Annotated in this window: 12 protein-coding genes and 1 pseudogene; 8 read left to right on the forward strand and 5 right to left on the reverse strand. The window is 62.7% G+C overall.

Annotation, left to right across the window (positions count from 1 at the left end; translation table 11 throughout):
- Window positions 1-416: 416 nt before the first annotated feature.
- The gene (locus QRN52_RS10120; RefSeq protein ID WP_284752604.1) at window positions 417-1,100 is read right to left on the reverse strand and encodes a TetR/AcrR family transcriptional regulator; all 684 of its coding nucleotides are present in this window, start codon (window positions 1,098-1,100) and stop codon (window positions 417-419) included.
- A 48-nt stretch (window positions 1,101-1,148) separates the two neighbouring features.
- Window positions 1,149-1,724, reverse strand: coding sequence for a recombinase family protein (locus tag QRN52_RS10125; protein ID WP_284752605.1), 576 nt, complete (start codon window positions 1,722-1,724; stop codon window positions 1,149-1,151).
- A 509-nt stretch (window positions 1,725-2,233) separates the two neighbouring features.
- Between QRN52_RS10125 and QRN52_RS10130 the strand changes: the two genes are divergently transcribed.
- Both QRN52_RS10130 and QRN52_RS10135 read left to right on the forward strand, forming a co-directional pair.
- Window positions 2,234-6,820 (forward strand): RHS repeat-associated core domain-containing protein, encoded by a 4,587-nt coding sequence (locus QRN52_RS10130; RefSeq protein WP_284752606.1) that lies wholly within the window; start codon window positions 2,234-2,236, stop codon window positions 6,818-6,820.
- Window positions 6,821-7,331: 511 nt separating this feature from the next.
- Entirely contained in the window at window positions 7,332-7,640 is a 309-nt protein-coding gene (locus QRN52_RS10135) for a DUF4190 domain-containing protein (RefSeq protein WP_284752607.1), read from the forward strand.
- A gap of 229 nt (window positions 7,641-7,869) precedes the next feature.
- On the opposite strand, the pseudogene QRN52_RS10140 reads toward QRN52_RS10135, so the two are convergent.
- A pseudogene (locus tag QRN52_RS10140) lies at window positions 7,870-10,967 on the reverse strand (Tn3 family transposase).
- Between the two features lie 299 nt (window positions 10,968-11,266).
- On the opposite strand from QRN52_RS10140, the gene QRN52_RS10145 reads away from it, so the two are divergent.
- Genes QRN52_RS10145 through atzF form a run of 5 tightly spaced genes read left to right on the forward strand, consistent with a single transcriptional unit; the run spans window position 11,267 to window position 20,035 of the window.
- Complete coding sequence (locus QRN52_RS10145; protein WP_284752608.1) at window positions 11,267-12,781, forward strand: amino acid permease; 1,515 nt, start codon at window positions 11,267-11,269, stop codon at window positions 12,779-12,781.
- A 42-nt stretch (window positions 12,782-12,823) separates the two neighbouring features.
- Window positions 12,824-13,711, forward strand: a complete 888-nt coding sequence (locus QRN52_RS10150; RefSeq protein ID WP_284752609.1) for an urea amidolyase associated protein UAAP1 — start codon at window positions 12,824-12,826, stop codon at window positions 13,709-13,711.
- Window positions 13,708-14,397, forward strand: a complete 690-nt coding sequence (locus tag QRN52_RS10155) for an urea amidolyase associated protein UAAP2 (RefSeq protein WP_284752610.1) — start codon at window positions 13,708-13,710, stop codon at window positions 14,395-14,397. Before QRN52_RS10150 ends, QRN52_RS10155 begins: the two co-directional genes overlap by 4 nt.
- A complete protein-coding gene (gene uca, locus QRN52_RS10160) occupies window positions 14,394-18,092 on the forward strand; it encodes an urea carboxylase (RefSeq protein WP_284752611.1) in 3,699 nt (1,232 codons plus the stop codon). The genes QRN52_RS10155 and uca overlap by 4 nt, the downstream gene beginning before the upstream one ends.
- A complete protein-coding gene (atzF, locus tag QRN52_RS10165) occupies window positions 18,089-20,035 on the forward strand; it encodes an allophanate hydrolase (protein ID WP_284752612.1) in 1,947 nt (648 codons plus the stop codon). The genes uca and atzF overlap by 4 nt, the downstream gene beginning before the upstream one ends.
- Before the next feature lie 148 nt (window positions 20,036-20,183).
- On the opposite strand, the gene QRN52_RS10170 is transcribed toward atzF, so the two are convergent.
- Window positions 20,184-21,596: a pyridoxal phosphate-dependent decarboxylase family protein gene (locus QRN52_RS10170; RefSeq protein WP_284752613.1), complete on the reverse strand. Its 1,413-nt coding sequence runs from the start codon at window positions 21,594-21,596 to the stop codon at window positions 20,184-20,186.
- Window positions 21,597-21,667: 71 nt separating this feature from the next.
- Window positions 21,668-22,840, reverse strand: coding sequence for an MFS transporter (locus tag QRN52_RS10175; RefSeq protein ID WP_284752614.1), 1,173 nt, complete (start codon window positions 22,838-22,840; stop codon window positions 21,668-21,670).
- A 412-nt stretch (window positions 22,841-23,252) separates the two neighbouring features.
- On the opposite strand from QRN52_RS10175, the gene QRN52_RS10180 reads away from it, so the two are divergent.
- A complete protein-coding gene (locus QRN52_RS10180) occupies window positions 23,253-24,893 on the forward strand; it encodes an amidohydrolase (RefSeq protein ID WP_284752615.1) in 1,641 nt (546 codons plus the stop codon).
- Window positions 24,894-25,063 lie beyond the last annotated feature (170 nt).

Below are 25,063 nucleotides of genomic sequence, written 5' to 3' on the forward strand. Positions count from 1 at the left end.
CGAGCGTGCGGCGGCGCTTGGGCTTGCTGCTCTCGCCCGCGACGATGCGCGTGGTCGAGTTGTCATGAGGTGATGACACGGAAGTATTCCTTCAGGGTTGGGGAGGCCTGCACTGTGGTCCAGGCCTGGGAACGGAGAGTTGTTGGGGGTGAAGAGGATGATCCGCGAGGCCCCTTCGGACGCCGTGGATGGATTGAGATTACGGACGCCCGCTGCATGCGGACAACGGGACATGACACCAGCGGTAATTGGGAGACGCGCAGATTAATTTCCCGACGCACAGCGTCATGAGAGGACTAAAACCTTCATCTCACGGTTCGCAGGGCGGGCAGATCGCAGCTGGCCAAATAGTTTTGCGGAAAGCGGATTTCCCTGCTCATTTCGAGGCTGGAATTCCAGGCCCTGAGATGGCGGACCTACCCGAATTCGCGGATCAGCCCCGCGCTTATATCCCGTACTTCATCCAGGTCTGCAGCCATCCCGGCAAGCACAATGCCCGCGTCTGCCGTCTGCAGGGCTGAATCGGCGCCTACCAAACCATCGGCACGCAGGTTGATCAGGGATTCGACCAAGCGGAAGAGGAGGTCGCCAATCGATGCCGCGCCATGCTGGTCCTCTTCCGGGGTGAGTTCCTCAACGGCTTGCCCCAGCTCCCGGTACAACTGCCGGAGTCGCTGCCTGTCATCCATGAAGCGCTGGAACCTCGGCGCGCGGGCTTCTGGTAGATGGTAGAGGACACCGAGGTTCCAGCGGGCGCTGCATAACTGGCTTCCGTCGTAAAGTGCCACGGCGTGCAGGCGTGCGGCCGCGGCGCGCGAACTGGGCGGCGGCGGGCTGGCATGTAGGGCGTTCGCGAAGGCCAGCCCTCCTGCCACTGTGCCGTCAAGGAGCTCCGCCAGCATTTCGTCCTTGGTGGCGAAATGGTGGTAGAGCGACGATTGGCGGATTCCAACAGCGTCCGCGATGGCCCTGGTGGAGGTGTTTGCAAAGCCCTGGCTGGTGAACAACTCGGCCGCCGCATCGAGGATTTCGTCCCGAGCGGTGGCACCTGGGCGAACTGGCTGCTGTTTGCGGGGTCTGCCCGGTCCGGCTGAGGTCACCCCACATTCTTACATGGGGCTTGAGTACTATCCGTGCAGCCAGTAACGCTAAGGATGCTTTACCTTGTTGGTTTTGATATTGCGGTAGACGGTCATAGGCGTCACGGCGCAGGATTGGGCGATTTCGGCCATCGTGAATTGACGGGCGTCGTACATGCGCTGGGCCTTGTTGATGAGCTCGGGAGTCATTTTCGGTTTACGTCCACCCTTGCGGCCCCTTGCGCGTGCTGCGGCGAGTCCGGCCTGGGTGCGTTCGCGGATCAACGCGGCTTCGTATTCAGCCATCAGTGCGAACATGCCAAAGACAAGCTTTCCGTGCGCGGTGGTGGTGTCCACGATTCCGTTGGTCAGCGACTGCACTCCGATACCGCGTTCGTCCAAGGTGGTCACGATGTCGATGAGGTCGTGCAGGTTCCGGCCGAGCCTATCGATCTTCCAGACCACCAGGGTGTCTCCCGGGTGCAGATTGTCAAGACACAGGATCCACTGGGGGCGGTCGGCCTTGGTCCCGGTCGCGGTGTCTTTGTAGATTCTCAGGCAGCCCTCGGCATTCAAGGCGTCGAGCTGCAGCTGCGGATCCTGGTCGGTGGTGCTGACTCGTGCGTACCCGATTTTGTGTCCCACACTGACAAGCCTAACAAAACCCACAGGCGGCAAGCTGTTTTGTTTGTTTGATTTTGTTGTGACTTTTGTGGCGGGCGACGGCGGGTTGAGCTTCACCCGGGGAGGCGGCGCCGGATCTATCGCAGACGTTCGTTTTCGATAGACCCGGAACGTAAGGAAACGTCGACCGGATGTCGTCTTCTAGGGCAAGAATCGTGATCTGACCGGCCCAGACCGTGAAACGATCGAGGGATCCATGCTCTCTCTGCACCTACTCCAATGCTCGCTGGTCCTCGTCAACACGTTGATGCTGCACCGTGCTCGAGGTCCCAGAGTTCAACGAGCTCCTCGAACAGTAAGATGCATCGAACCGGTGACCGGAGACGCTTCACCGTCCCGTAAACCGCTCCATAAGCGCAGGATTGCCCCAGTTTTAGCGCAGTTTTGAGCCAATCGATAGGAAGCACTTTGTTCCTTTGGCATGATCTCTCCTGTCTTGCGCACGCCAACGTCGTTCTTTTGGGGAAATTGTGGCTACGTTCCGTTTGTTCTGCATCCGGCTGATCGGATTCGCCGTCGTCCTGGTGGTGGCCGTCACTGCGGTGAATCTATGGCCGGGTGCGGCCAAAGCGGAGGCATCCAATCTCCCGGGAAGTGCCGCGTCGTCGCAGTCGCTGCAGTCAGCCAATGTGGCTCATTCCCTTAACGCGTCAGCGCCTGCTACCGCGAGACGAGCGCCTGCCGCGGCTCCAGTTTCTCAAGGAGTCTCGACCGGCGAGCTCGCAAGGCAGCGCGTGTCCACTTCTGCCGATGTCTCCCCGGTATCGGCTCGTCGGACCGGCCTTGCGGCATTATCTGTTCCGGCATCGATGTCTTCGGGCGGTTATTCCGTATCCCTTACGATGACCGTCGGTCCCTATCTGCAGCTGACCGCGACGGCGAATCGAGACGTTTCGACCAAATACCTGCAGATTTTTGATACCTCTACCAATTACCTGGTGACTTGCCGCACAGGCACGACATGCAGCGTGATGGCCAACGCCGGAGCTCCGGACTCCTTCGTTGCAACCATCGCTGACAGTGAGACGGCGTACTACAGCCCGACAGGCAAACTTGCGATCTCCGACGTTCTCACACCACCGGCGCGCACACTGACCCTAACCCAGTCAACCGCCGCCGACGGCACGAAGACCCTCACCGCGGAAACGAATTACGCGGTTGGCGGCTCCAATTACCTTCAGATCTTCAACAAAACCCAAGGGAACCAGAGCGCCAGCTGCCGCACCGGAACAACGTGCACCCTCCCGCAAGGAACTGGGAACGGTTACACCTACATTGCGACAATCGGCCCCGAGAATGCCTATTTCACGACCACCGGACAAGTGGCAGTTTCGGCCCCATTCATCCCGCCGCCCTGGGCGGTGAGCATCAGCGTCAGCGGCAGGCTTGCGACAGCGACCAGCAATTACAAGGTGCAAGAGCTGGATTTCTACGATCTGACCAACGGTGGGTATATGAACGGCTGCTCAGGGGGTGTGACGACCTGCGTTGCGTATCTGCCGACCAACGGCGATCAGGTCGTTGCAGTCAACGGTAGCTTCAACATGACGTTTCCCCCGGGAACTCTGTATGCGGTGTCCAGCCCGGTGGCGTACGCAGGACCCGGCTCGCCTCACGAGACGAACGCGGGTTCCAACCCGGCAGAGTTGAACCAGTGTTTCACCTGCAGGTCCGACCCCATAAACACGTTGACCGGCGAATTCTTCGAAAACGTTACGGACAACTCAACGCCCGGGAGGGGCCCAGCCCTGGAGACCAAGCGGGCCTACTCTTCACAGGGATCCCGCGTCGACAGCCCGTTCGGCTACGGGTGGGCCTTCAACTACGCCATGAACCTGGTCCCCGCAGCCTCGGGCGCCACCGTGGACGTCCACCAGGAAAACGGCTCCATGGTCACATTCACCAACTCCGCCGGTATTTACACCGCACCGTCCCGGGTCCTAGCCGGGCTCACCCGCAACGCTGACGGATCCTGGACCTACACCCGCAGGAGCAAGGAAATCTTCGACTTCGACTCCACCGGGCTGCTGACACGTATCCGGGATTTGAACGGGAACGCTGTCACGCTTTCCCGCGACACTGCCGGGCATATCATCACCGCCACAGACGGCAGCGGCAGAGCCCTGACATTCGCATACGACGGGTCCGGACACATCACCGCCGCCACCGACCCGGCAGGACACACCACCAACTACGGATATGACGCCAGCGGACGACTCACCAGCGTCACCACACCAGCGCAGGCCGTGACCAGCTATGGGTATGACACGGCCTACCGTCTCTCCTCTGTCACCGATCCGAACGGCAAGACCACCACAAACGTCTATGACGCCGGGAACCGTGTCACCAAGCAGACCGACCGCAACGGCGTCGTGACAACCTTTGCATACGGGGCGGACAGAACCACCACGACGACCTCTCCGGCCGGGCGGGTCACCAAGGAAACCTACACCAACGGCGTACTCGCCACCGTCGTGAAGGGCGCAGGCACCCCCCAGGCCGCTACCTGGACCTACACCTACGACCCAGCCACCTTGGGCACCACCAAGGTCACCGACCCACTGAACCACGTCACCACAGCAACTTACGACGCAAACGGCAACAAGCTCACCAGCACCGACCCCAATGGGCACACCACAACCATCACCTACGACAACCTCAACGACCCCACCTCGGTTACCGATCCCGCCGGCACGGTAACCACCCTCACCTACGACACCAGCGGAAACCCGCTCACCCGGTCCACACCGCTGACCGGCACCAGCCAGACCTCGACCACGACCTACACCCACGGCGACACCAACCACCCAGGCGACGTCACCGCCGTCACGGACCCGGACGGACACACCACCGACTACGCCTATGACGCGTCCGGGAACCGCACTTCCACCACCGATCCTGGTGGGAACACCGCCAGAGCCACCTTCGACCCGGTCGGCAAGATCCTGACCACCACGAGCGCGCGCGGAAACACCACCAGCTACGCCTACGACGCCGACGGACGCCCGGTCACCGTCACCGACCCGCTGAACAACACCACCAGCTACGGCTACGACGCTGACGGGAACCGCACCACTGTCACCGACGCGCAAAATCACACCACGACCACCGCGTACGACCCCAATGGGCACGTAATCTCCCAAACGAGCCCTGACGGAAGCGTAACCACCACAGCCAACGACCCCGACGGCAACCCCACGACCGTCACCGACCCGGCCGGCCACGCCACCACCTACGCCTACGATCCCCTCGGACGCATCCTCTCCGCCACCGATCCCCTGAACCGTGCGACGACATACGGCTACGATGCCGCCGGCCATGTCACATCCATAACAGATGCATCCGGACGCACGACCAGCAACACCTACGACCTGGCGGGTGACAAAACCGGAACCAGCTACTCCGACGGCACCACCCCAGCCGCGACCTTTACCTACACAGCCACCGGCCTCCAGGCAACAATGCAGGACGGGACCGGCACCACCACCAAAAGTTACGACTCCCTCGGCAGGCTCACCTCCTCCACCAACGGCGCCGGGCAGGCCAGCGGATACACCTACGACCTCGCCGGGCACCTCACCGCACTGGCATACCCGAACGGGCGAACCGCCACCCGCGCCTATGACACAGCCGGGCACCTCACCGGGATCACGGACTGGCTAGGGCACACCACCGCCTTCACGCCTGACGCGGACGGCAACACGACCAGCACCATCTATGGCAACGGCGTCACCGCCGCGACAACGTTCGATGCGGTCGGCCAGGTTGCTGCCATCGCGGACACCGGCCCCGGAAGCACGGCCCTGGCGTCCTTCACCTACACCCGCAACAACACCGGCGCCCTGGCCTCCACCACGACTACAGGGATCACCCAGCCAGCCGAAAGCTACAGCTATACCAGCCGCGATCAGCTCGCCGCCGTCAACACCAACCCCTACACCTACGATCCGGCGGGCAACGCCACCGCCCTTGGGTCAGGGGCGAACCTGGCCCACGACGCGGCCAGCCAACCCACCGGCTACACCCTCGCCGGAACCACCACAACCATCAGCTACGACGCCCAGGGCAACCGGCTCACCGGCCCTGCCTCCGGAGGATCCACCGCGGCCTACAGCTGGGACCAGGCCAACCGGCTTACCGGCGCCAGCGGCACCAGTTTCGCGTACAACGCCGAGGGCCTCCGGACCAGCCGCGTCCCCGCCACCGGCCCAGTCCAGCACTACGCCTGGGACACCCGGGCAGGGGTACCGCTGATGCTCACCGACGGGACCACCAGCTACCTCTACGACGACGCGGGCAACCCCGTCGAACACATCGACCCCACCGGAACCGCACTGTACTACCAGCACGACCAATACGGCTCCACCAGGCTCCTCACCGACAGCAACGGCACCACGGCCGCAACCTACATCTACGACGCCAACGGCAACCTCACCAATAAATCCGGCACAGCCGACACCCCGCTGCGCTGGAACGGACAAGCCCAAGACACCGACACAGGCCTCTACTACCTCCGCGCCCGCTACTACGACCCAATGACGGCACAATTCCTCAGTGTCGACCCCCTCGCCGCCATCACCAATGCAATCTACGCATACGCCAACAACAACCCGCTCAACGCATCGGACCGCATGGGCCTCTGGAGCTGGAACCCCTTCGAATGGTCACGCCAGGAATGGGACACGGTAGGGGCAGTTGCGGGTGTGATTGCCCTAGCCGCGACAATCGCAACCGTCACAGTGGCAACAGGAGGAACAGCTGCTCTCGTCTTGGGAGTGGTCGCGACATCGGCTACCGTTGTGAATGCCGGCATCACAGGGACAGAAGCGGGCTTCGACTGCGTGGGCGGACGCACCGCTGACTGCCTCACCGGGATCTTGAACACTGGGCTATCACTGTTTGGATTCAGAGCTGGCGGCATCCTGAGGGGAACTGCGTGGACAGCCCGCCATGTGGCCGCCTCTGCGAGGTCTGAAGCTCGACTGATCTGGGGTGCGGCCAACTTCGCTGGCCCATCAAACGACGCCCTCAATTACTACAGGAATTACTGCCAATGAACGTGATCGTTGTGATCTTCGGCGTTCTGCTGGGTTTGTCTGCTGGCTATTGGGGTCGCTACCGGTTCCCGATAGTGCGCCGCGGTTCACGTCTCGATGAGAGACTAGGGCAGCTCAACCTGGTCTGCATTGCGTCCCAAGGCCTAGTTGCCCTGGCTTTGGCGTTCTCATCGAACATGGCTGGAATCCCTGCGCTTGCATTCGCAGCAAGTGGACTATTGCTCGGCTCGGTCCCGCTTTATTTCGCCAAAAGGAAGGACCCGCGGTTGGCCGGAGCTCACGGCCAAGGCAGCCATGTCAACGAAGAGAGAACCCTTAGCATGACGTCAAGATGGCCACATAGTGTCGTCTACACCGTCGGTTACGTTTCTCTCTTTGCTTACATCGTGTCCTTAGGGCTTACGTCCCGATAACCGGTACGGCACATCACAGAGGTTGCCGGCCTGCAGGCATGCTGCGATGCGTGTCTGCAGGCCAACCCAACACCCATCAAAAAGAAAGAGCAGATGACATGACACATGTTCCCCAGCCTCCTCAGAAGCGCTGGCCGTCCGACGCCCCGCAGATCCGTAATCCGTATGCGCCGGTCCAGGCCCGGGCGCCGTTCAGCAAGGCCGCCGTCACGGGTTTCATCATCAGTTGCGTCGGACTTTTCGTCTTTGCCATGGCCGGTCCGCTCGGGACCGCCATTTCGGGCATCGGGTTCCGGCGTGCCAGGGACCACGGCTTGCGTGGGCGCGGGCTCGCCATTGCGGGCATGATCATTGGCATCGTCGATTTTGCGTTCTACCTCGTCGCCCGGTTCCTGATTCATCCGTGAGGCAGCAAAATCCGGTTGCCCTCGCTGGGGTAATCCGCGCCACGGCGACGGCTCCCGTTCGATGATCCAGCCGACCACAAGCCTGTCCGTATAGGGCGTACCCATTCTTGTCACCTGCGTTGATACAGTAACGCGCACCGCTGGCCCCAACTCTGGCGGGACATTCCCGCAAGTTCACACAACCGATGGGCATTCATAACCGGCTGGTGGTGTCATGGCCGTCTACATGTCAGTCCTCTATGGCGGGGTTTCTGAGGGGCCGGAGGGACTCGGGCGTGGCGTTGATGGAGAAGGTGTATCTGCCGAGCTCGTTGATGTGGGCGTGTCCGAGGGGTGAGAGCCGGGCAACATCTTCCTCGCGCACCAGTTGTCCTTTGGCGCGCAGCTCGGCAACGGCCGCGTCGAGGTAGCGGGTATTCCAGAGCGTGACCGCGTTCACGACGAGACCAAGCGCGCCGAGCTGGTCTTCTTGGCCTTCTCGGTATCTTTGGTAGATCTGGCCGCGTCTTCCGTGGAAGACTTTACGAGCCAGGCGGTGCCTGGATTCTTGCACGGTGGTTTGAGCATTGATGCCCCGCCGGTGGGTGTCATCTATCGGGTCGATCATGGCTAGAAGGTGAAGGGTCTTCGCGATCCGGCCGTACTCCGTGAACGCCTGTCCTAGAGGGGTGGGCCGCCCATCCCGGCCAAGCATCTTCAGCACGTCGTAAGCCCGGACTTGATGGGTCACGAGTGATCCGGCGACACGGAGCATGTCTGGCCAGTGCGTCTGGATCCTTGCCAGATTGACCTTGTTCCGGGCGATGGCATTCAGGGGACCGTAATCGGAGGCGGGTTCAGCTGGCCACTGCGCACGCCAATATCGGTGTCGCCAATGTCTGCGATGCGGGGCGAGAAGCGGTAGCCGAGCATTTTGAACAGGCCGAAGACCATGTCGGAGTACGAAGCTTCATCTGTAGCGACGATTTCCGGCTTAGGGCCGCCATCAAGGTTCAACAAGACATCGAGGATGTGGAGACTGTCACGCGGGGTTCCGGTGATGGTTTGCGCACCAATCCCGGCGACTTGATCGTTGACGGCGTTGAGCCAGGTGATACCTCGTTTGTAGCCGAAGTACTTGGGCGAGGGTCCGGCGTTCAACGTGCGGACCGGAACAACAAAGCGGAGCCCGTCGACCGAAGCGAGCAGGCCCCCGCCCCAGGATTGCGCGATCGGCACGTTGCTCTGAGCGTCGATCAGTGCCGAATTCGCCGAGGCGTGCGTCTCGGCCCGGACATAGTTCTGATCCACGTGTGATAGCCGGGCACGGGTAAGGGCTTCCCGACCCGGGTCTGTTACCGGCACAAGTCCCACATTGCAGCCTTCGGCGATCAGCAGAGCCGCAATCGTGGTGGGAAGATCGCCTATTCTCGTACCGGCACCGGAGACATGGCCATAAGCATCGAGAAAACCAGTCCAGGAATGAACTTCCAACAACAAGTCCGGAAGGTCAATCATCGGCAACATCGCCGCGGTGACAGCCCGCAATTCCACCAAGCTTGCCGGCATTTCCAAGGCATCGAGTCGCTCGACGGAAAGACGCATCCGCCCCTCGGCGCCAGGGACAATGCGGATCGCGGATTCCTCGCCGGCCTCGTCCAGCCGGTCTGCCGTTTGACGCCACGAGGCGTCCAGGACATTGACGAGGCCGCGGAGGTGGTCGTTCACCGGGGTGTCCAAGCTCAGACTGCTGAGGATTTTCGGTCCGATGTTCTCCCATGCGGCTCCTTCAAGTAACCGCGCACGAGGGTCGCCCCATCGGTGCGAGCAGATTGCGAAAACATCGCGTACTCGGAGCGCTTTATAGAGTTGCTCGAGCACGCAAACAACGTAAGCGTCCCGATCCACTGTCCCCGGAACCAGATCGGGATTGGAAAAGATAGCTCTGTGCCAGACCGGTGGGATCAGTGACTCTTCTACCTCGGATGGGAGTAACGGTTTGATCCGGACTCGCCGATTAGCCAGCTCGGGTAATCCCTTGACGGCAATCAACACCGCTTCCCCTGCCGGGGAGGCCGCGGGTGAACTCGTTTCGGCCAGCAAAGCCAGGAACGGCCGCACTGTGCGGTAGCGCTCGGCCAACGCGACGCGTATCGCCGCCTCCGTGCTGCCATCGTCATCAGGAACCAACTCGGTTACCGTCTCGACAGCAGCCACGATCTGATCTTTCGGAACCAGTTCCTCCAACGAGTCCCATAACGTGGCCGCGTTCAAAAGACCGTTCTCAGACGCCGCGGCATCAAGGGCTACTATCAACTGGCGATTTACCAAGGCCAAAATTCGCGAGGCCTTCTCCAACCTAGGCAAAGATGCCAGCCGGTCAGTATTTGAGGCCGCTCTCGCCTGGTTGATCAAACGGGTGGACATCAGCAGCGCGAAGAGATCAAGGACATCATCGATCGCCACGGCGTCCAGATGCTTCGCCAGAGCCAGAAGCGTCCCCGTGCGCCGTGGCTCAACCAACGACATCAGCGTCGCGGCCTTGCTTGCCATCCCGTACCGACCCAAGGCAGCAATCCGGCTCGGCGGCACCGATGAACAATCCGCGTCCCGCACCTTCAGAGATTCCAATTGCAGAGCCCTTGCCAAAGCTGAAACCATTGCCGGGCCAGAGACCCGCGTCGGAGACTGCTTCCATGACTCCAGCTCCGAGAAACGAGACCCGGCAGGCACTCTCAACGATTGACGCAAACGCTCCGGAAGCATCGGGTCAATGGCGCGGGCAGCAGCGTTAAGAAGGTCGTACACGCGTTCCGCGGTATTGGATCTGGCCTTCGAAACCAGGCGGACCAAGACAGTGATGCCCGGAAGCAGGATCCAACTGCGTCGCAACCACCCCACTGCCTGGTCAAACAATGCAGCCGGCCCTTCTGTATGAACCCATGCACGATCACCCAGAAACTCTTCGAATTCCCGCCCCGCCACTGGATCTTCAATTGAACGAAAGCCGTAAGCTTTCTGGATCTCCCGTGCATGTTCAAATCGCGTCGTTCGGCGACGCATGTAGTTCTTGATAACGGAGGGATCGCCCACGTCGAGCTGGTCAGCGAGATACTCCACCACCGCCCAGGGCAGGTCCAAGGGATCTTCCAAAAAAGCGCCAAGATATCGCACGGTCGTCAGCTGAAGAGCGAATCCGAGCCGATTATGCTCACCACGGCGCCGATCAACCAACAACCGGTCGACATCATCCAAAAGGAAAAACCGCTCAAGATCAGAGCGCAACGGGACATCTTGGTACCTGCAATACCCAGAGACCTGGGCATCAGTCAGAAAATCCAGAGCCATGAGACGATCCTAGCCAGACGCCAAGTCAAGGCTTAGCGTTACTGGCTGCACGGATACTACTCAAGCCCCTACATCGCCTGAGGTGCCGACGTGCCCGATTCCGACGCCGTCCGGCAGTCCAGCCTTCCGGTGAGGATATGTTCATAAGCCTGAAATGCGCCGTCATCCACCTTTTACATTGGCGAAACGGAAACGGGACATCCCGCTGGAAAACTATCAATTGACCGGTATTGCGGAATGCTGTCAGAGACTACCGCTTCCGAGGTCACCCTCCCCCCGTTCCAGACACGGAGAAACCGATGACTTCCACCCTTTCGACGGCGGCCTCCAACGCCGACGATGCAGACCTGACGTCGCTCGGCTATCAGCCGACGTTGCATCGCAAACTAGGCCGATACGCTTCCTTCGCTGCAGGCTTTTCGTTCGTCTCCATCCTGACCACCATTTTTCAGTTGTTCGGTTTCGGGTACTCCTTTGCCGGGCCGGCCTTCTTCTGGACCTGGCCGATCGTTCTGCTCGGCCAGCTGCTGGTGGCGTTGAACTTCGCCGAACTGGCTGCGCGGTACCCGATTTCCGGTGCCGTCTACCAGTGGTCGCGGCGAGTCGGCGGAGAAACGGTTGGCTGGTTCGCCGGCTGGTTCATGTCCATCGCCCAGGTGATCACCGCGGCCGCGGCCGCGATCGCCCTTCAGGTGGTCTTGCCCCAGCTTTGGGACGGATTTCAGCTCGTCGGCGGCGACCCCGCGTTGAATACGGTCACCGGGGCGAGCAATGCGGTCATTCTCGGGGCTGTGCTGCTGGTCGCAACCACGGCCATCAACGCTGTCGGCGTGAAGCTCATGTCCCACATCAATTCGATCGGCGTCACTTGCGAACTGGTCGGCGTCGCCGCCGTGATCCTGGCGCTTGTTTCCGTGGCGCAGCGCGGCCCCGACGTCGTCCAGGACACGCAGATCGTCAGCGGTTCGGACCTCGGCCCGGTGGGCGCGTTCCTCGTTTCCGGCCTGATGGCCGCCTACGTGATGGTCGGGTTCGATTCCGCGGGCGAACTGTCCGAGGAGACCAAGAACCCGCGGCGCACAACGCCTCGCACCATCATTTCCGCCCTGCTGATCTCCGGACTCGGCGGCGGGCTGATGATCATCGGTGCCCTCATGGCGGCCCCGAGCCTCGATGACGGCAACTTGGCCAGCCAAGGCCTGCCCTTCGTGCTGACCGCCGTCCTCGGGACCTTCTGGGGCAAGATCCTGTTGGTCGACGTCGCGATCGCCATCTTCGTCTGCACCCTCGCCATCCAGACTGCCGGCTCGCGCCTGGTCTTCTCCATGGCCCGCGACCGCCAGCTCCCCGCGGCGCAAGCACTGTCCTCCGTCAGCCCGCGCAGCGGCACCCCGCTGTGGCCTTCAGTCATCGTGGGCCTGCTCGCAATCGCCGTACTGGCCATCAACATCGGCAATCCAGCGCTGTTCACGTCCCTGTGCAGCGTCTGCATCGTGATGCTCTACCTCGCCTACTTGCTGGTCACGGTGCCGCTGCTGATCAACCGGCTGCGCGGAGACTGGGTCCGCACGGGCAAGACGATGCCCGAAGGGCTGTTCTCGCTCGGACGTTGGGGGCTTCCGGTCAACATCCTCGCAGTCCTCTACGGCGCCCTGATGGTGGTGAACCTCGCCTGGCCCCGGCCCGAGGTCTATGACCCCGCTGGCGACAACGGACTACTGCTGTTCTCCGCTCCGCTGATAGTGGGCGCCGTGCTGCTCCTTGGCATCTGGGTGCGGAAGCGGAAGGCAGCTGACCTCACACGGGCCGACTGACGCCGACACGAAAACGAAACCGCCACGCAGAAACGAACTGACATGACGCACACTCTTGAAACCACTGAAACGGCCGTTGGGACGGCGACGACAGCAGGCGCCCGCGCCCATGCACGCTCACAGCACGGCAGAACTGCCAACACCATGATCCACGTGCCCGCCGTATCGGCTCCGGAACGGCTCACGGCCCGGCTGGACGCCCGGGCTCGCGAAGCCGTCACGTGGGCCGAATCGCTGGCCTTCGGTCGTTACACGCACATCGAACTAGCGCGAGGGACGCGGATCCGTCTGACCGACACGGACGGCGACGCCTGCGTCCACGCGGTTCTCTTCCGCGGCGGCTCCCACCACGAGCGCATCAACGTCGCGGATACCGTCAAGGTCCCGTGGCAGGCTTACCTCGGGCAAGGCCATCCGTTGCTTTCCGACGCCGGCCGACTGATGGCCACCGTCGTCGCCGACTCCTCGGGGCGCCACGACGCCCTCACCGGTACCACAAACCGGGCCGGCAACGAGGCCAAGTACGGTGCCGGCAGCGCACACAGCGCGTCACCGGCCGGCCGCGAGTTGCTGACCCTTGGCGCACTCAAGCACGGGATCAGCCAGCGCGAGCTACCGCCGTCGGTGTCCTTCTTCAAGGGCATCACGGTCGACCCCGGCGGCGGCATCCGTTTCGACGGCAGTGCCGGTGCGGGGACCGGCGTCGAACTCCTGCTCCACATGGACCTGGTGCTGGTCCTCGCCAACACCGCCCATCCCCTCGACCCCCGCCCGACCTTCACGGGCAGTGCAGTGGACATCGTCGCCTGGCAGGCGCCGCAGGACCTGTGGGCACTCGCCGCGGGAGAACTTGGGCTAAAACCGGGCCCCGAGCAGCTTCTGGCGCTGCAGAACACCGAACACGACCACAAAGCGAGGACCTCCGCATGACCGCCGCCACTGCCACAGCTCCCCAGCCAGACGTCCATTGCCAGCCAGGCGTCCAGTCCGCTGCGCTGGTGTCCGGACGCGTCATCCTTGACGAATACGTTGAAGCCCGAGGCCCTTGGTCGGCCGTGGTCGCAGCGGGGGATGTCCTGACCATCGTGGATCTCGAGGGCAACCAGGCCGTGGATTGCCTTCTCTACTCGGCGACCGACGTCGCCATTCGCTATTCTGCCGCCGTCACCATTGCCGCCCAGCAGTCCATCATTCTGACCACGGGGTCCGTCCTCCGCTCGGACGATGGCGACGCCCTGATGACCGTGGAGGCTGACGAGGTGGGTGTCCACGACACCATCGGCGGAGCGTGCTCGCAGGAATCAAATACACTGCGCTACGGCCAGCACACCCATGAACAGCATGCTTGCGTGGAGAACTTCCTGATCGAGGGGTCCAAATGGGGACTGGGAAAGCCGGACGTCGTCTCCAACATCAACTGGTTCATGAATGTGCCGGTCGATCCCGACGGTGCCCTCGGCATCGTGGATGGGCTCTCCGCTCCCGGTAAGCGCGTGGCGCTCCGGGCCGAAACCGACGTGCTGGTCCTGGTTTCAAACTGCCCCCAGATCAACAACCCCTGCAACGGCTTCAACCCGACGCCCGTCCGCATGATCGTCACCCGCCCGGAGGCATGACAGTGAACCGTTTTGATACCCTCCTTGTCGCCAACCGCGGCGAGATCGCCTGCCGGATCATCGAGTCCGCCCGAAAGCTCGGGCTGCGGGCCGTCGCGGTATTCTCCGAGGCGGACCGCGGCGCGAAGCATGTTCGCCTCGCAGACGAAGCCGTGCTGCTCGGACCGGCGCCGGCCAAGGAGTCCTACCTCCGGGTCGACGCCATCCTGGCGGCCGCCGCCTCCACCGGCGCCGGCGCCATCCACCCCGGTTACGGTTTCCTCTCCGAAGATGCCGGGTTCGCCGGGGCCGTGGAAGCCGCCGGGCTGGTGTTCGTCGGTCCGACCCCCGAACAACTGCGGATCTTCGGCACCAAGCACACCGCCCGGGAGGCGGCGCAGCGGGCGAGCGTGCCCATGATTGCCGGTTCCGGCCTGCTTGAAGACCTCAACGCCGCCATCGGAGCCGCCGGGGAGATCGGGTTCCCCCTGATGCTGAAGGCTACCGGCGGCGGCGGCGGTATCGGCATGGCCGTATGCCGGAACGAAGCAGAACTGACTGAAAGCTACGCCCGCGTGGCCCGCCTCGCGAGCTCCAGTTTCGGCACAGCGGGAGTGTTCGCCGAGCGCTACATCGAACACGCCCGCCACGTTGAGGTGCAGATCTTCGGCGACGGCGAAGGCCGGGTCGTAAGCCTCGGAGATCGCGACTGTTCCCTGCAGCGCCGGCACCAGAAGGTGCTCGAAGAAGCCCCTGCGCCGGACCTGCCGGCAGCGCTCCGGGAAGAGCTCCACCGCAGTTCCCGTGCATTGTGTGCCTCGGTGGGCTACCGCTCGGCTGGGACCGTTGAGTACGTTTACGATCCCGTCCGGAAGGAGGCCTCCTTCCTTGAAGTCAACGCCCGGCTACAAGTGGAGCACCCGGTCACCGAGGCGATCACCGGCGTTGACCTCGTAGAGTGGATGCTCAACCTGGCCCAAGCACGGCCTGTCCTCGCGGGTGTCCCGGAAAGCGTTCCGGTGACGGGCCACGCGGTCGAGGCCCGTATTTACGCCGAGGACCCTGCCCGCAACTTCCAGCCCAGTGCGGGTACCGTCACCAACGCGCAGTACCCGAGCACCGACGTCGTGCGGGTGGACGCGTGGGTGGAGACCGGCAGCGAGGTGTCCACCAACTACGACCCCTTGCTCGGCAAACTCATCACCTTCGGCGACAGCCGGGATGCCGCGCTTGACGCCCTCTCAGATGCTCTCGCTCAGACCCGCATCGACGGCATCGAGACCAATCTGGGCATGTTGCGCGCAGTAACCGGACTCGACGCGGTTCGGGCCGCGAACCATTCCACAGGGACCCTGGACACCGTGGGCGATCCCGAACCCCGCATCACCGTGGAACGCCCGGGCCTCCAGACGAGCGTTCAGGACTGGCCGGGCAGAACCGGACTCTGGAAGGTCGGGGTGCCGCCCAGCGGCCCGATGGATGATCTCTCCTTCCGCTTGGGGAACAAGGCCCTGGGCAATCCGGAGGGTGCCCCGGGCCTGGAATTCACCATGGCCGGGCCCGCTCTGCGGTTCACCCACGCCACTACCGTGTGCGTGACCGGGGCCGACGTGAGCCTCACCCTCAACGGCGAATCTGTCCCAGCCTGGGAACCCATCACGGTCCCCGCGGGCGGCCTGCTGGACATCGGTTCCGCCGATGCGGCCGGGTTGCGCGGCTATGTCCTGTTCCAAGGCGGGCTCGATGTCCCGCACTACCTCGGCAGTGCCTCCACGTTTACCCTTGGTCAGTTCGGCGGCCACGGCGGCCGCGTGCTCCGCGCCGGTGACGTGCTGCGTTCGGCTGGCGGGCCATCGGACAACCTCCCTTCGTGGCCGGTTCCCGTCGAGAGCCGCCCCGCCCTGACGTCCCACTGGGAACTGAGGGTGGTCGAAGGTCCGCACGGCGCCCCGGAGTTCTTCAAGCGCGAGGACATCGACGAACTCTTCGCGACGGACTACGAGGTGCATTTCAACTCGGCACGGACAGGTGTGCGGCTGATCGGCCCCAAGCCGCGTTGGGCACGTACCGACGGCGGTGAGGCAGGGCTTCACCCCTCCAACATCCACGACACCCCCTACTCCGTGGGCGCCCTGGACTTCACCGGCGACACCCCCATCCTGCTCGGCCCTGATGGCCCGAGCCTCGGCGGTTTCGTCTGCCCGGTCACGGTGGTGAGCGGAGAACGCTGGAAGCTCGGCCAGCTGCGTCCGGGCGATAAAGTCCGCTTCGTGCCGGTGACGGACTCCCAGGCTCCGTCGGCGAAGGACCTTGGCCCGGGGCGGCAGCTGATCCTGCCGGGCGGTGCCGGCACCGGCACAAACGGCCTAGCCGCCGTCGTGAGAGCCCGGACGCCAAGGGGCGACGGCGACGACGGCGTGCTGCGTCGCGTGGCGGGAAGCGAGGGACGGCCCGCGGTCACGTACCGGCGGTCCGGGGACGACAACCTTCTGGTGGAGTTTGGCGACATGGTGCTGGACCTCGGCCTGCGCGCGCGGGTCCATGCCCTGCACCAGCACATCGAGCAGGCCCGCATCCCCGGAGTGGTGGACCTTACGCCCGGGATCCGCTCACTGCAGATCAAGGTGGATCCGTCGATTCTTCCCACCCGGCTGCTGCTGGGCCTCGTCCAGGAGATCGCGGCCGCGCTGCCGGCCAGTTCCGAGCTCGTGGTGCCGAGCCGCACCGTCAGCTTGCCGCTGTCCTGGGATGACCCCGCCACGCGCGAGGCGATCGAACGCTACATGACCGGTGTCCGGGACGACGCTCCATGGTGCCCGTGGAACATCGAGTTCATTCGCCGCATCAACGGCCTGGATTCGGTGAATGACGTTTTCGACACTGTCTTCAACGCCGAGTACCTCGTGCTCGGCCTAGGCGACGTGTATCTCGGCGCGCCCGTGGCCACGCCGCTTGACCCGCGGCACAGGCTGGTCACCACCAAGTACAACCCCGCCAGGACGTGGACGCCGGAGAACGCGGTAGGCATCGGCGGGGCCTACATGTGCATCTATGGCATGGAAGGCCCCGGAGGCTACCAGTTCGTCGGCCGCACCACCCAGGTATGGTCCCGCTACGCCGACTCCGCACCCTTCGAACCCGGATCACCGTGGCTGCTGCGCTTCTTCGACCGCATCTCCTGGTACCCCGTCAGCCCCGAAGAGCTGCTGGACCTGCGCGCCGACATGGCCGCCGGCCGCGGCCGGGGTGTCGAGATCGAGGACGGCACCTTCTCCCTTGCCGAACACGAGGCGTTCCTGGCGGAGAACCGCGAATCGATCGGCGTCTTCAGGGAGCGGCAGGCGGCGGCATTCGCGATCGAGCGGCGGGCCTGGGAGAACGCCGGAGAGTTTGATCGCGCGGAAGCCGTAGCCGCCGTCGCCGTTCCCGATCCCGGGGAAGTAGTGGTGCCCGACGGCGGAACACTCGTTACGGCGCCGTTCGCCGCCAGCGTCTGGAAGGTGGACGTCGCCCCCGGAGACCGTGTGACACAAGGACAGCCGCTGGTTTCCCTTGAGGCCATGAAGATGGAAACCGTCTTGTCAGCTCCGTGCGACGGGCTGGTCGACCAAGTGCTGCCGACCGCGGGCTCCCAAGTGGTGGCCGGTGAGGCCATCGTGGTGCTCGTGGGCGCGGATGAACTGAGCGAACCTGAACTGGAAGAGGCAGCAGCATGACCACCCAGGAGACAAAGATCGGTGCAGCCACGGCCGCCAAACGCGTCAAGCACGCGTTGGCCGCCATTGACGACGTGGACCGGCCCGAGATCTGGATTGAAATCCGCGGAGAAAAAGAGTTGCTGGCCGAAGCGGCCCGCATTGACGCCGCGGTGGCATCCGGCTCCGAACTGCCGCTGGCTGGGCTCCTGCTGGCGGTCAAAAACAACGTGGACGTTGCCGGCCTCACAACGACGGCGGCGTGCCCGGGGTTCGGTTATGTGCCGACGGAGGACGCGGTAGCCGTGGCGCGGTTGCGCGATGCGGGCGCCCTGGTGCTCGGCGTGACAAACCTTGACCAGTTCGCCACGGGCCTGGTGGGCACGCGGAGCCCCTACGGTCCAGTCCGGGATTCACGCCGGCCTGACCGGATCTCCGGGGGATCCAGCTCGGGTTCGGCTGTGGCTGTGGCGTTGGGACTCGTGGACATCGCCATCGGTACGGACACGGCCGGCTCCGGCCGTGTCCCGGCAGGACTACAGGGAATCGTCGGTATCAAACCCACCCTCAACGTGGTCTCCACCGCCGGCATAGTCCCGGCCTGCCAATCCTGGGACACGGCCACCATCCTCGCCCGGGACCTGGAGACCGCCGAACTCGCGATGGGCGTCATGGCCGGGCAGAGCCGGACGTGGCCCACAGACATCCGCTTGGCCGCTCCCTCGAAGCCGCGTGTCGCCTATCCGGCGGACCTCCCGGCCTTGGATCGCGCCTGGGCTGTGGAGTTCGGGGTCCAGATCGAGCGTCTGCGCGCTACCGGCGTGGATGCGGAGCCGATCGAATTCGATGTCTTCCTGCAGGCGGCACGGTTGCTATACGACGGCGCGCTGGTTGCCGAGCGCTATGCCGCCGTCGGGAGTTTCATCGACAGCGCACTTTCCGGTGGAGCTGACTCCGGCGTCGGGCTGGATCCGACCGTGGCGGACATCGTCAGTGCGGCCGGCCGCGTTCCCGCCCACCAGTATGTGGCGGACACCGGGGCGCTGGAGGAACTGAAGCGCGAGGCGATGTCCCGGTTTGAAGGCTTTGACGCCCTCATCGTGCCGACAGCGCCGTTCCATCCGACGCTGGCAGAGGTCGCGGCGGATCCGTTGGGCGTGAATTCCCGCATGGGCACGTACACGAACTTCTGTAACCTGTTCGATCTGTGCGCCGTAGCTGTTCCGGCCGGCATTGTGGTGGACAGCGACGGAACCGACGACGGCGGGGCGCCGGGGGCATCGCAGTTCGGCCTGACGGTGGTCGGCCGGACCTTCGACGACGCCGTCGTGGCCGACATCGCGCGGCGCGTCGAGTACACCCCGGCGAGGCCAGGGCTTTTCGCGACCGGCGCCGCGCCGGCCCCGGCCTCCTCGCGGCGGGTGCCGTGGCCCGCAGCGGCGGGGGCCGCCGTCGTGCCCTTGGTGGTGGTGGGCGCCCACCGGAAGGGCCAGCCGTTGGTCCCGGAATTGGAACGGCTTGGCGCTTTCTGGGACGGTCCCGTCAGGACAGCGCCCCGGTACCGGATGGTCTCGCTGGACACCCAGCCGCCCAAACCTGGCGTGGTCCGCTCCGACGACGGCGCCGAACTCGCCGCTGAGAGATGGTTGCTCTCCGAGGCGGCCCTGGGCTCCTTCCTCTCGGAGCTGCCCGAACCCATGCTGTTGGGATCCGTGCTGCTGAGTGACGGTTCAAGCGCAGTGGGCTTCGCGTGCGACGCGGTCGCGGCGTCCCGGGGCGAGGACATTACGCACTTTGGAGACTGGCTCGCCGCCCAGACCGCCCAGGCGGCCCAGACCGCCGAGTCCGGCTCCAAGGTGGAGGCCGACGGTACGGCAGAGGTGGAACGGGAACCGGCCTGGAAGGGCGTTTGGCGCGAGGTCGGCAAAGCGCTCGTCAGGGGGCTGCAGCGGGGGAGAGCTTAGGAAGAAGGCGAGCCTCCGCCAACATGCCCGGGCGTGTCTGTCGGGCTCGGAGTCCGTTCCGGCAGCGGGAGCAGGGCTGGGCATGAGGGGCCGAAGTGCAGCCCGCCCAAGCAGCTGTCTAAGCCACCGACGGTCCCGTGTCTTAGTGTCACGATCTGTCGTGCGCTGAACGTACCAGGTTCTCGACACGTTCGTTGAGTTCTTCGACGATGTCCTCAGTCTCTGGTTTCATGAGAACACTGCGTAGGATGCGGCCTCGTTCGATGTCCGCCTCCAAGCTGAAGCCCCGAAGCGCCATGTCTGAGGCCGAAACGTCATAGGTAGCAACATACAGGGCCTCGCTTGGCGGAAGTGCGATTCCGGCCTGCAAGACATGGCCGGAGACTCGATCGATTTCTGACAACGTAGATTCGGCGGGTAGATAGGTCAGGATATCCAGTTCCGGCTCCTGGAAGAGGATAAGTTCCTCGGACGCTCTAATTCGCTCTGCCCAGGCAACGGTCGCGCGTCTCCCCGCGCGCAGGACTTGGCCGAGCCCCTCTTCTGTCGGCGGGAGGAGCCGAAAAGTCATCCACAGTGCTGCGGCGGCTGCTCCCGAACGCGAACATTCGATGGAAATCTCGCCAAGGTGAAGATCCTCAGAAGTGAAATAGGTGTAGGGCGAATCATGTACATAGTGGCGTTGCACACTTGGATCACGGAAGATTACTGCCCCGCATCCATATGGTTGCAGGCCATGCTTGTGTGGATCGATAACAACGGAATCGGCGTGAGCGATGGCTTCAAAGGGAGCGCGGGCCACGCCGTCAACGGAGTCGTCGGCGATTATCCTGAAGAACCCTCCATAGGCGGCATCCACATGCACCCGCACCCCGTACCTTTCGCAGATTGGCAGTGCCAGATCGATGGGGTCAATTGCCCCGAGTCCGGTTGTCCCGGCTGTCATGACAACCGTTCCGACCGTTCCAGTGGACAGAATCGTCTCCAAGGCTTCCAGATCCATTTTGCCGGCGGCATCGGCGGGCACTGAGTGGCTGGTCATGCCCAGAAGGTGGCTCATGCGGCTGTGTGTGTAGTGAGCATCCGCGCTATAAGCGATGCCCTTGCGCGGGTGGATTTCGCGCGCGATAAAGAGTGCCTCGAGATTGGCAATCGTTCCGCTGCTGGTCAGGTGCCCGAGGTGCTCTTCATAACCGAACATTTCGGCTAGTTGTGCGACAACCTCCTTCTCCATTCGGGCCGTTGCCGGACCGCCGTCGAGGGCATGGTTGTTCGGGTTAATCAACATCGCAGTGACGTAGGCCACGACCGCCGCGGGGTGAGGCGGTTTGAGCATCTGCCCGATGTAACGAGGATGAAAAAATGGATAGTTATCACGGAGCCTGTTGATCAGATCATCGTGGACGGCAGCGAGGAGGTCGGCCTTAACGTCCATCGTTGGGTGCGGCTTGAAGTCCCCGTACTCTTCCATCCATCGAGAGACTGCGGAAATCGCCTTCTCAACCGAATCCTTCAGTGGGAGTTCTGCATCCGCGCTCATTCCCGGAAGCATCGAGGTCATGTTCTTATCCTTTGAATTGTCGGGGGTTCCGCAGCGCTGTGGGGCCTACGGTATTTTTGGTCGTACGGGAATCAGGCGTGCACTACTTTTCGCTGTGCTGTCAAAATGCAGACCAAGGAGGTCAACACACCGACTACGCCGAGCATGAGCATGCCTGTAAACGCGCCCCCGGCGGACTGGATTAAAGCTCCGCTGACCACTGGCCCGATGGCAAAACCGGCGCCGATCATGAGGTTGGTTGTGTTCATGATGTGGCCACCGCCGGAAAGATCAGCAAGCGTGGATAGCAGGTAGGGCAGGATGAAGGTCCAAGCGAATTTAAAGATGACGGCGGCCATTGCGAAACGCGCCAGCCCTGGTGTTCCAAAGAGCAAAGTGACGCTTATCGACATGACCGCGTATCCCGCGATGAGGTAGAGCTTCCTTTGTGGGGTGTCGCCGAGAATCGTCGCCGTCAATGCGGACACGATACCCGCGACCGTGGCGAGTGACAGAACAAGGCTGCTCGAAGATAGATCGATTCCAGCACCCGCAGAAATCTGTGCGATAAAGGACCACACGCCGCTGAGTGCAACATAGAACAACAGGACCGCGGCCAGGCCCAATGCAAATCTGACCGCAGGAACCCTAGCGCGGGTGTGGTCCCGGGGAATCGACTGTCTTAGCGCGTTTCCGTCGATGCCATTGACCACCAGTAGACAGAGAACGTCGAGCCCGGCTAGCGTCCAGTAGATAGCTGACACAGGCGCCTGAGAGAACAATGCCGGAAAGACGGCCAGGATCAGTGCACCCATAGCCAGTTGGCACACGACGAAAACGCCAAACGCTCTGCTCGGGTTGGCGGTTTTGCCGCTCAACGTAAGAATAATCACCGTAATGGACCCTGCCGCGAGCGATGTAACCACGCGTGTAGCCATCAGCAGGCCGAAGTCATCAAGCAATCCGGACACGACGTTGCCGGCTATTACGATAGTAGTGAAGACGTAGGTGGCCGTCCGCAGGTTTACGCGATTGAGCCAGAGGTAGGCGGGGACCGTTGCCAAGCTGAAGGCGCCTAGTTCGAGGGAGAACAGGGCCCCCACCTGCACTGGCGTCAGTGCGAACTGAGTTATCAACTTGCCTGCGATCACGGGGGCAATGAGGAGTACGGTGTAAAGCACGGCGCTGTATGCGGCGATGTACGTGTATGTCCCTCGGCTTGAGGTCGACACTGCGGCTCCAGGGGTTTTGATGAGACTTGTCATTGGAAGTGGCTTTCAATGAGGAATGGTTGTTCGTCGAATAGACCTAATGTAGATGTGACCTATATCTCGCACTTTTCTTTGCGCGCAGAGAAGTTGACTAAAGCTGCCTGGGCGGAGTTCACTACGGGCCTCGCGATCCTGCACCGGGAAATATAGGAGCACTCATCGATCGCGGCTGTCACTGGATCGTCCGGGGGATTTCCAAGCCACCGAACCGATAGCCGGGAGATCCAACCTCTGCCCGCCAATGCCCGGGCTGCAATATCTGTGCGCCCTGCGAATACTCCTGTGCGCGTGAGGCGAAGACTACCTGCAACCTTGCAGAGGACACTGGGCAATGAAAACCCAGTGTTCAAGCGCATCAAATCCCAAGGAGAGAATCGTGAACGATGTCCTTTCCCCTGAGCTCATCGTGGTCGGGGGCCCGGTCTATACAGCAGACCCCCAAATTGAGTGGGTTGAAGCCTTTGCGGTGCAGAACGGAAAGATAGTCGCGGTCGGCTCAGAGGCCGAAATCCGCGGGTTTGCAGTTGATACAACGACCGTTCTCGACACCGGCGGAAAACTTGTTCTACCAGGCCTGAGTGATGGACATATTCATCTGGGCCTCGGCGGTAGTCAGGCAGCATGGGAGCTTCCCATTCTGCCCACCGACTCGAAAGAGGTAATCTTCGAGAAGATCAAGGGCTGGTCTGCAAATTTGGGGCCCGATGAGTGGATTGTCGGTGGCATTGTCGGCAGCACCGTCATGGACGCCGTGATGAACGTAGACGACCTGGCATCGCTCGATGAAGCGGCCGGCGGAAGACCCGTACTCCTGCGAGACGACTCGATGCACAACCGCTGGGTGAACACGCGCGCACTCGATCTGATGCGAGTTACCGGTGACACTGCGGATCTTGAAGGCGGAAGCTATGTTCGCGACACCACGGGTCGGCTTACCGGGGTCCTGCATGAACTCGCCTCGGCAAACGCCGAGGCAGCATTTGATTCTTCGATCGCGGATCCCGACTCTCGCAACATTGCGTCACTGAAAAAGGCCCTCGAGGTCGTGAACTCCTTCGGGATCACGGCGGTTCAAGACGCCGCGACCATGGAGTATTCCTGGAAGGCGCTTTCGGCCATCGAAACCAGTGGTGAGATGTCTGCCTGGGTTGTAGGGTCCATGCCTGCGCGCCCCTTTATCGAATCCGGGTATGTCGGCGAAGAGCTCTTCGGAATTGCCGCCGGATACAGGAGTGAACATCTGCGCCCGGATTTCGTCAAGTTTGTGCTCGATGGCGTTCCGATGACGCGGACCACAGCGATGCTGCGGCCTTATGTTTGCCATGACCAGCAAGACCCGGGTTACGTCGGTTCCTCGTACTGGACCCTTGAAGAGCTCCTCGAAGCCATTGAGCTCTGCTACGACCGCGGCCTGAGCGGAAAACTTCACGCCACGGGCGACGCGTCCGTTCGGCTGGCGCTCGACGCAATCGAAATCATGCGCGAAAGGCGCGGGCCGGGTCCGGTGTTCCAGATCGCTCATGTCGAGTTCGTGGACGCGGCGGACGTTCCACGATTTGCGGCGCTGGGAGTAATACCTGATGCCTCTCCGTATATTTGGTACCCAGGCGTCATTCAGGAAAGCATCGGGAACCAAATCCCCGCTGAGACTGTGAATGCAAGCTGGGCCACAAAGGACTTGATTGATTCCGGGGCGCTTCTTGCAGCCGGCTCCGACTGGCCGTGCGTACTGCCTTCTCCGGACCCATGGATCGGAATTCAAACACTTGTGACCAGGGCCAACATTGACCCGACTGTAGCTGGCGAACTCAACCCCTCACAGAAGCTGACTGTTAGTGATGCCATAGCCGCATTCACTAGAAACCCGGCAGCCGCCATGGGTCTGGGCGCGGTAACGGGTTCGATCAAACCCGGACTGTCCGCCGACTTCATCCTGTTGGATCAAAACATCTTCGCAATCGACGCGCATGAGATTCATGCGACAAGAGTCGAAGCAACGTACTTTGAAGGCAAGAAAGTCTATGACCGAAGGCAGTCCGTCACGTAAGACCTCGGGCAATCCGCACTGCATGGTCCTTCTAGGCAGCGGACGGATCTGAACCACGCATTGGTTATTGAATACCGTGTTGAATTGCCGAGTACCCAACCACAAAGGGTGGCGATGAACAACCACACGACGAAGTGAGGAAAGCCCATGCAGTTCCACCATCATGGTTA

Origin of the sequence: Arthrobacter sp. efr-133-R2A-120 (assembly GCF_030209835.1) — a bacterium.
Taxonomy (GTDB): domain Bacteria; phylum Actinomycetota; class Actinomycetes; order Actinomycetales; family Micrococcaceae; genus Arthrobacter.

Coding starts and splice junctions, on each gene's coding strand:
- uca (WP_284752611.1), top strand. CDS start 14,394: ATGACAGTGAACCGTTTTGATACCCTCCTTGTCGCCAACCGCGGCGAG.
- QRN52_RS10145 (WP_284752608.1), top strand. CDS start 11,267: ATGACTTCCACCCTTTCGACGGCGGCCTCCAACGCCGACGATGCAGAC.
- QRN52_RS10150 (WP_284752609.1), top strand. CDS start 12,824: ATGACGCACACTCTTGAAACCACTGAAACGGCCGTTGGGACGGCGACG.
- QRN52_RS10175 (WP_284752614.1), bottom strand. CDS start 22,840: ATGACAAGTCTCATCAAAACCCCTGGAGCCGCAGTGTCGACCTCAAGC.
- QRN52_RS10170 (WP_284752613.1), bottom strand. CDS start 21,596: ATGACCTCGATGCTTCCGGGAATGAGCGCGGATGCAGAACTCCCACTG.
- QRN52_RS10135 (WP_284752607.1), top strand. CDS start 7,332: ATGACACATGTTCCCCAGCCTCCTCAGAAGCGCTGGCCGTCCGACGCC.
- atzF (WP_284752612.1), top strand. CDS start 18,089: ATGACCACCCAGGAGACAAAGATCGGTGCAGCCACGGCCGCCAAACGC.
- QRN52_RS10155 (WP_284752610.1), top strand. CDS start 13,708: ATGACCGCCGCCACTGCCACAGCTCCCCAGCCAGACGTCCATTGCCAG.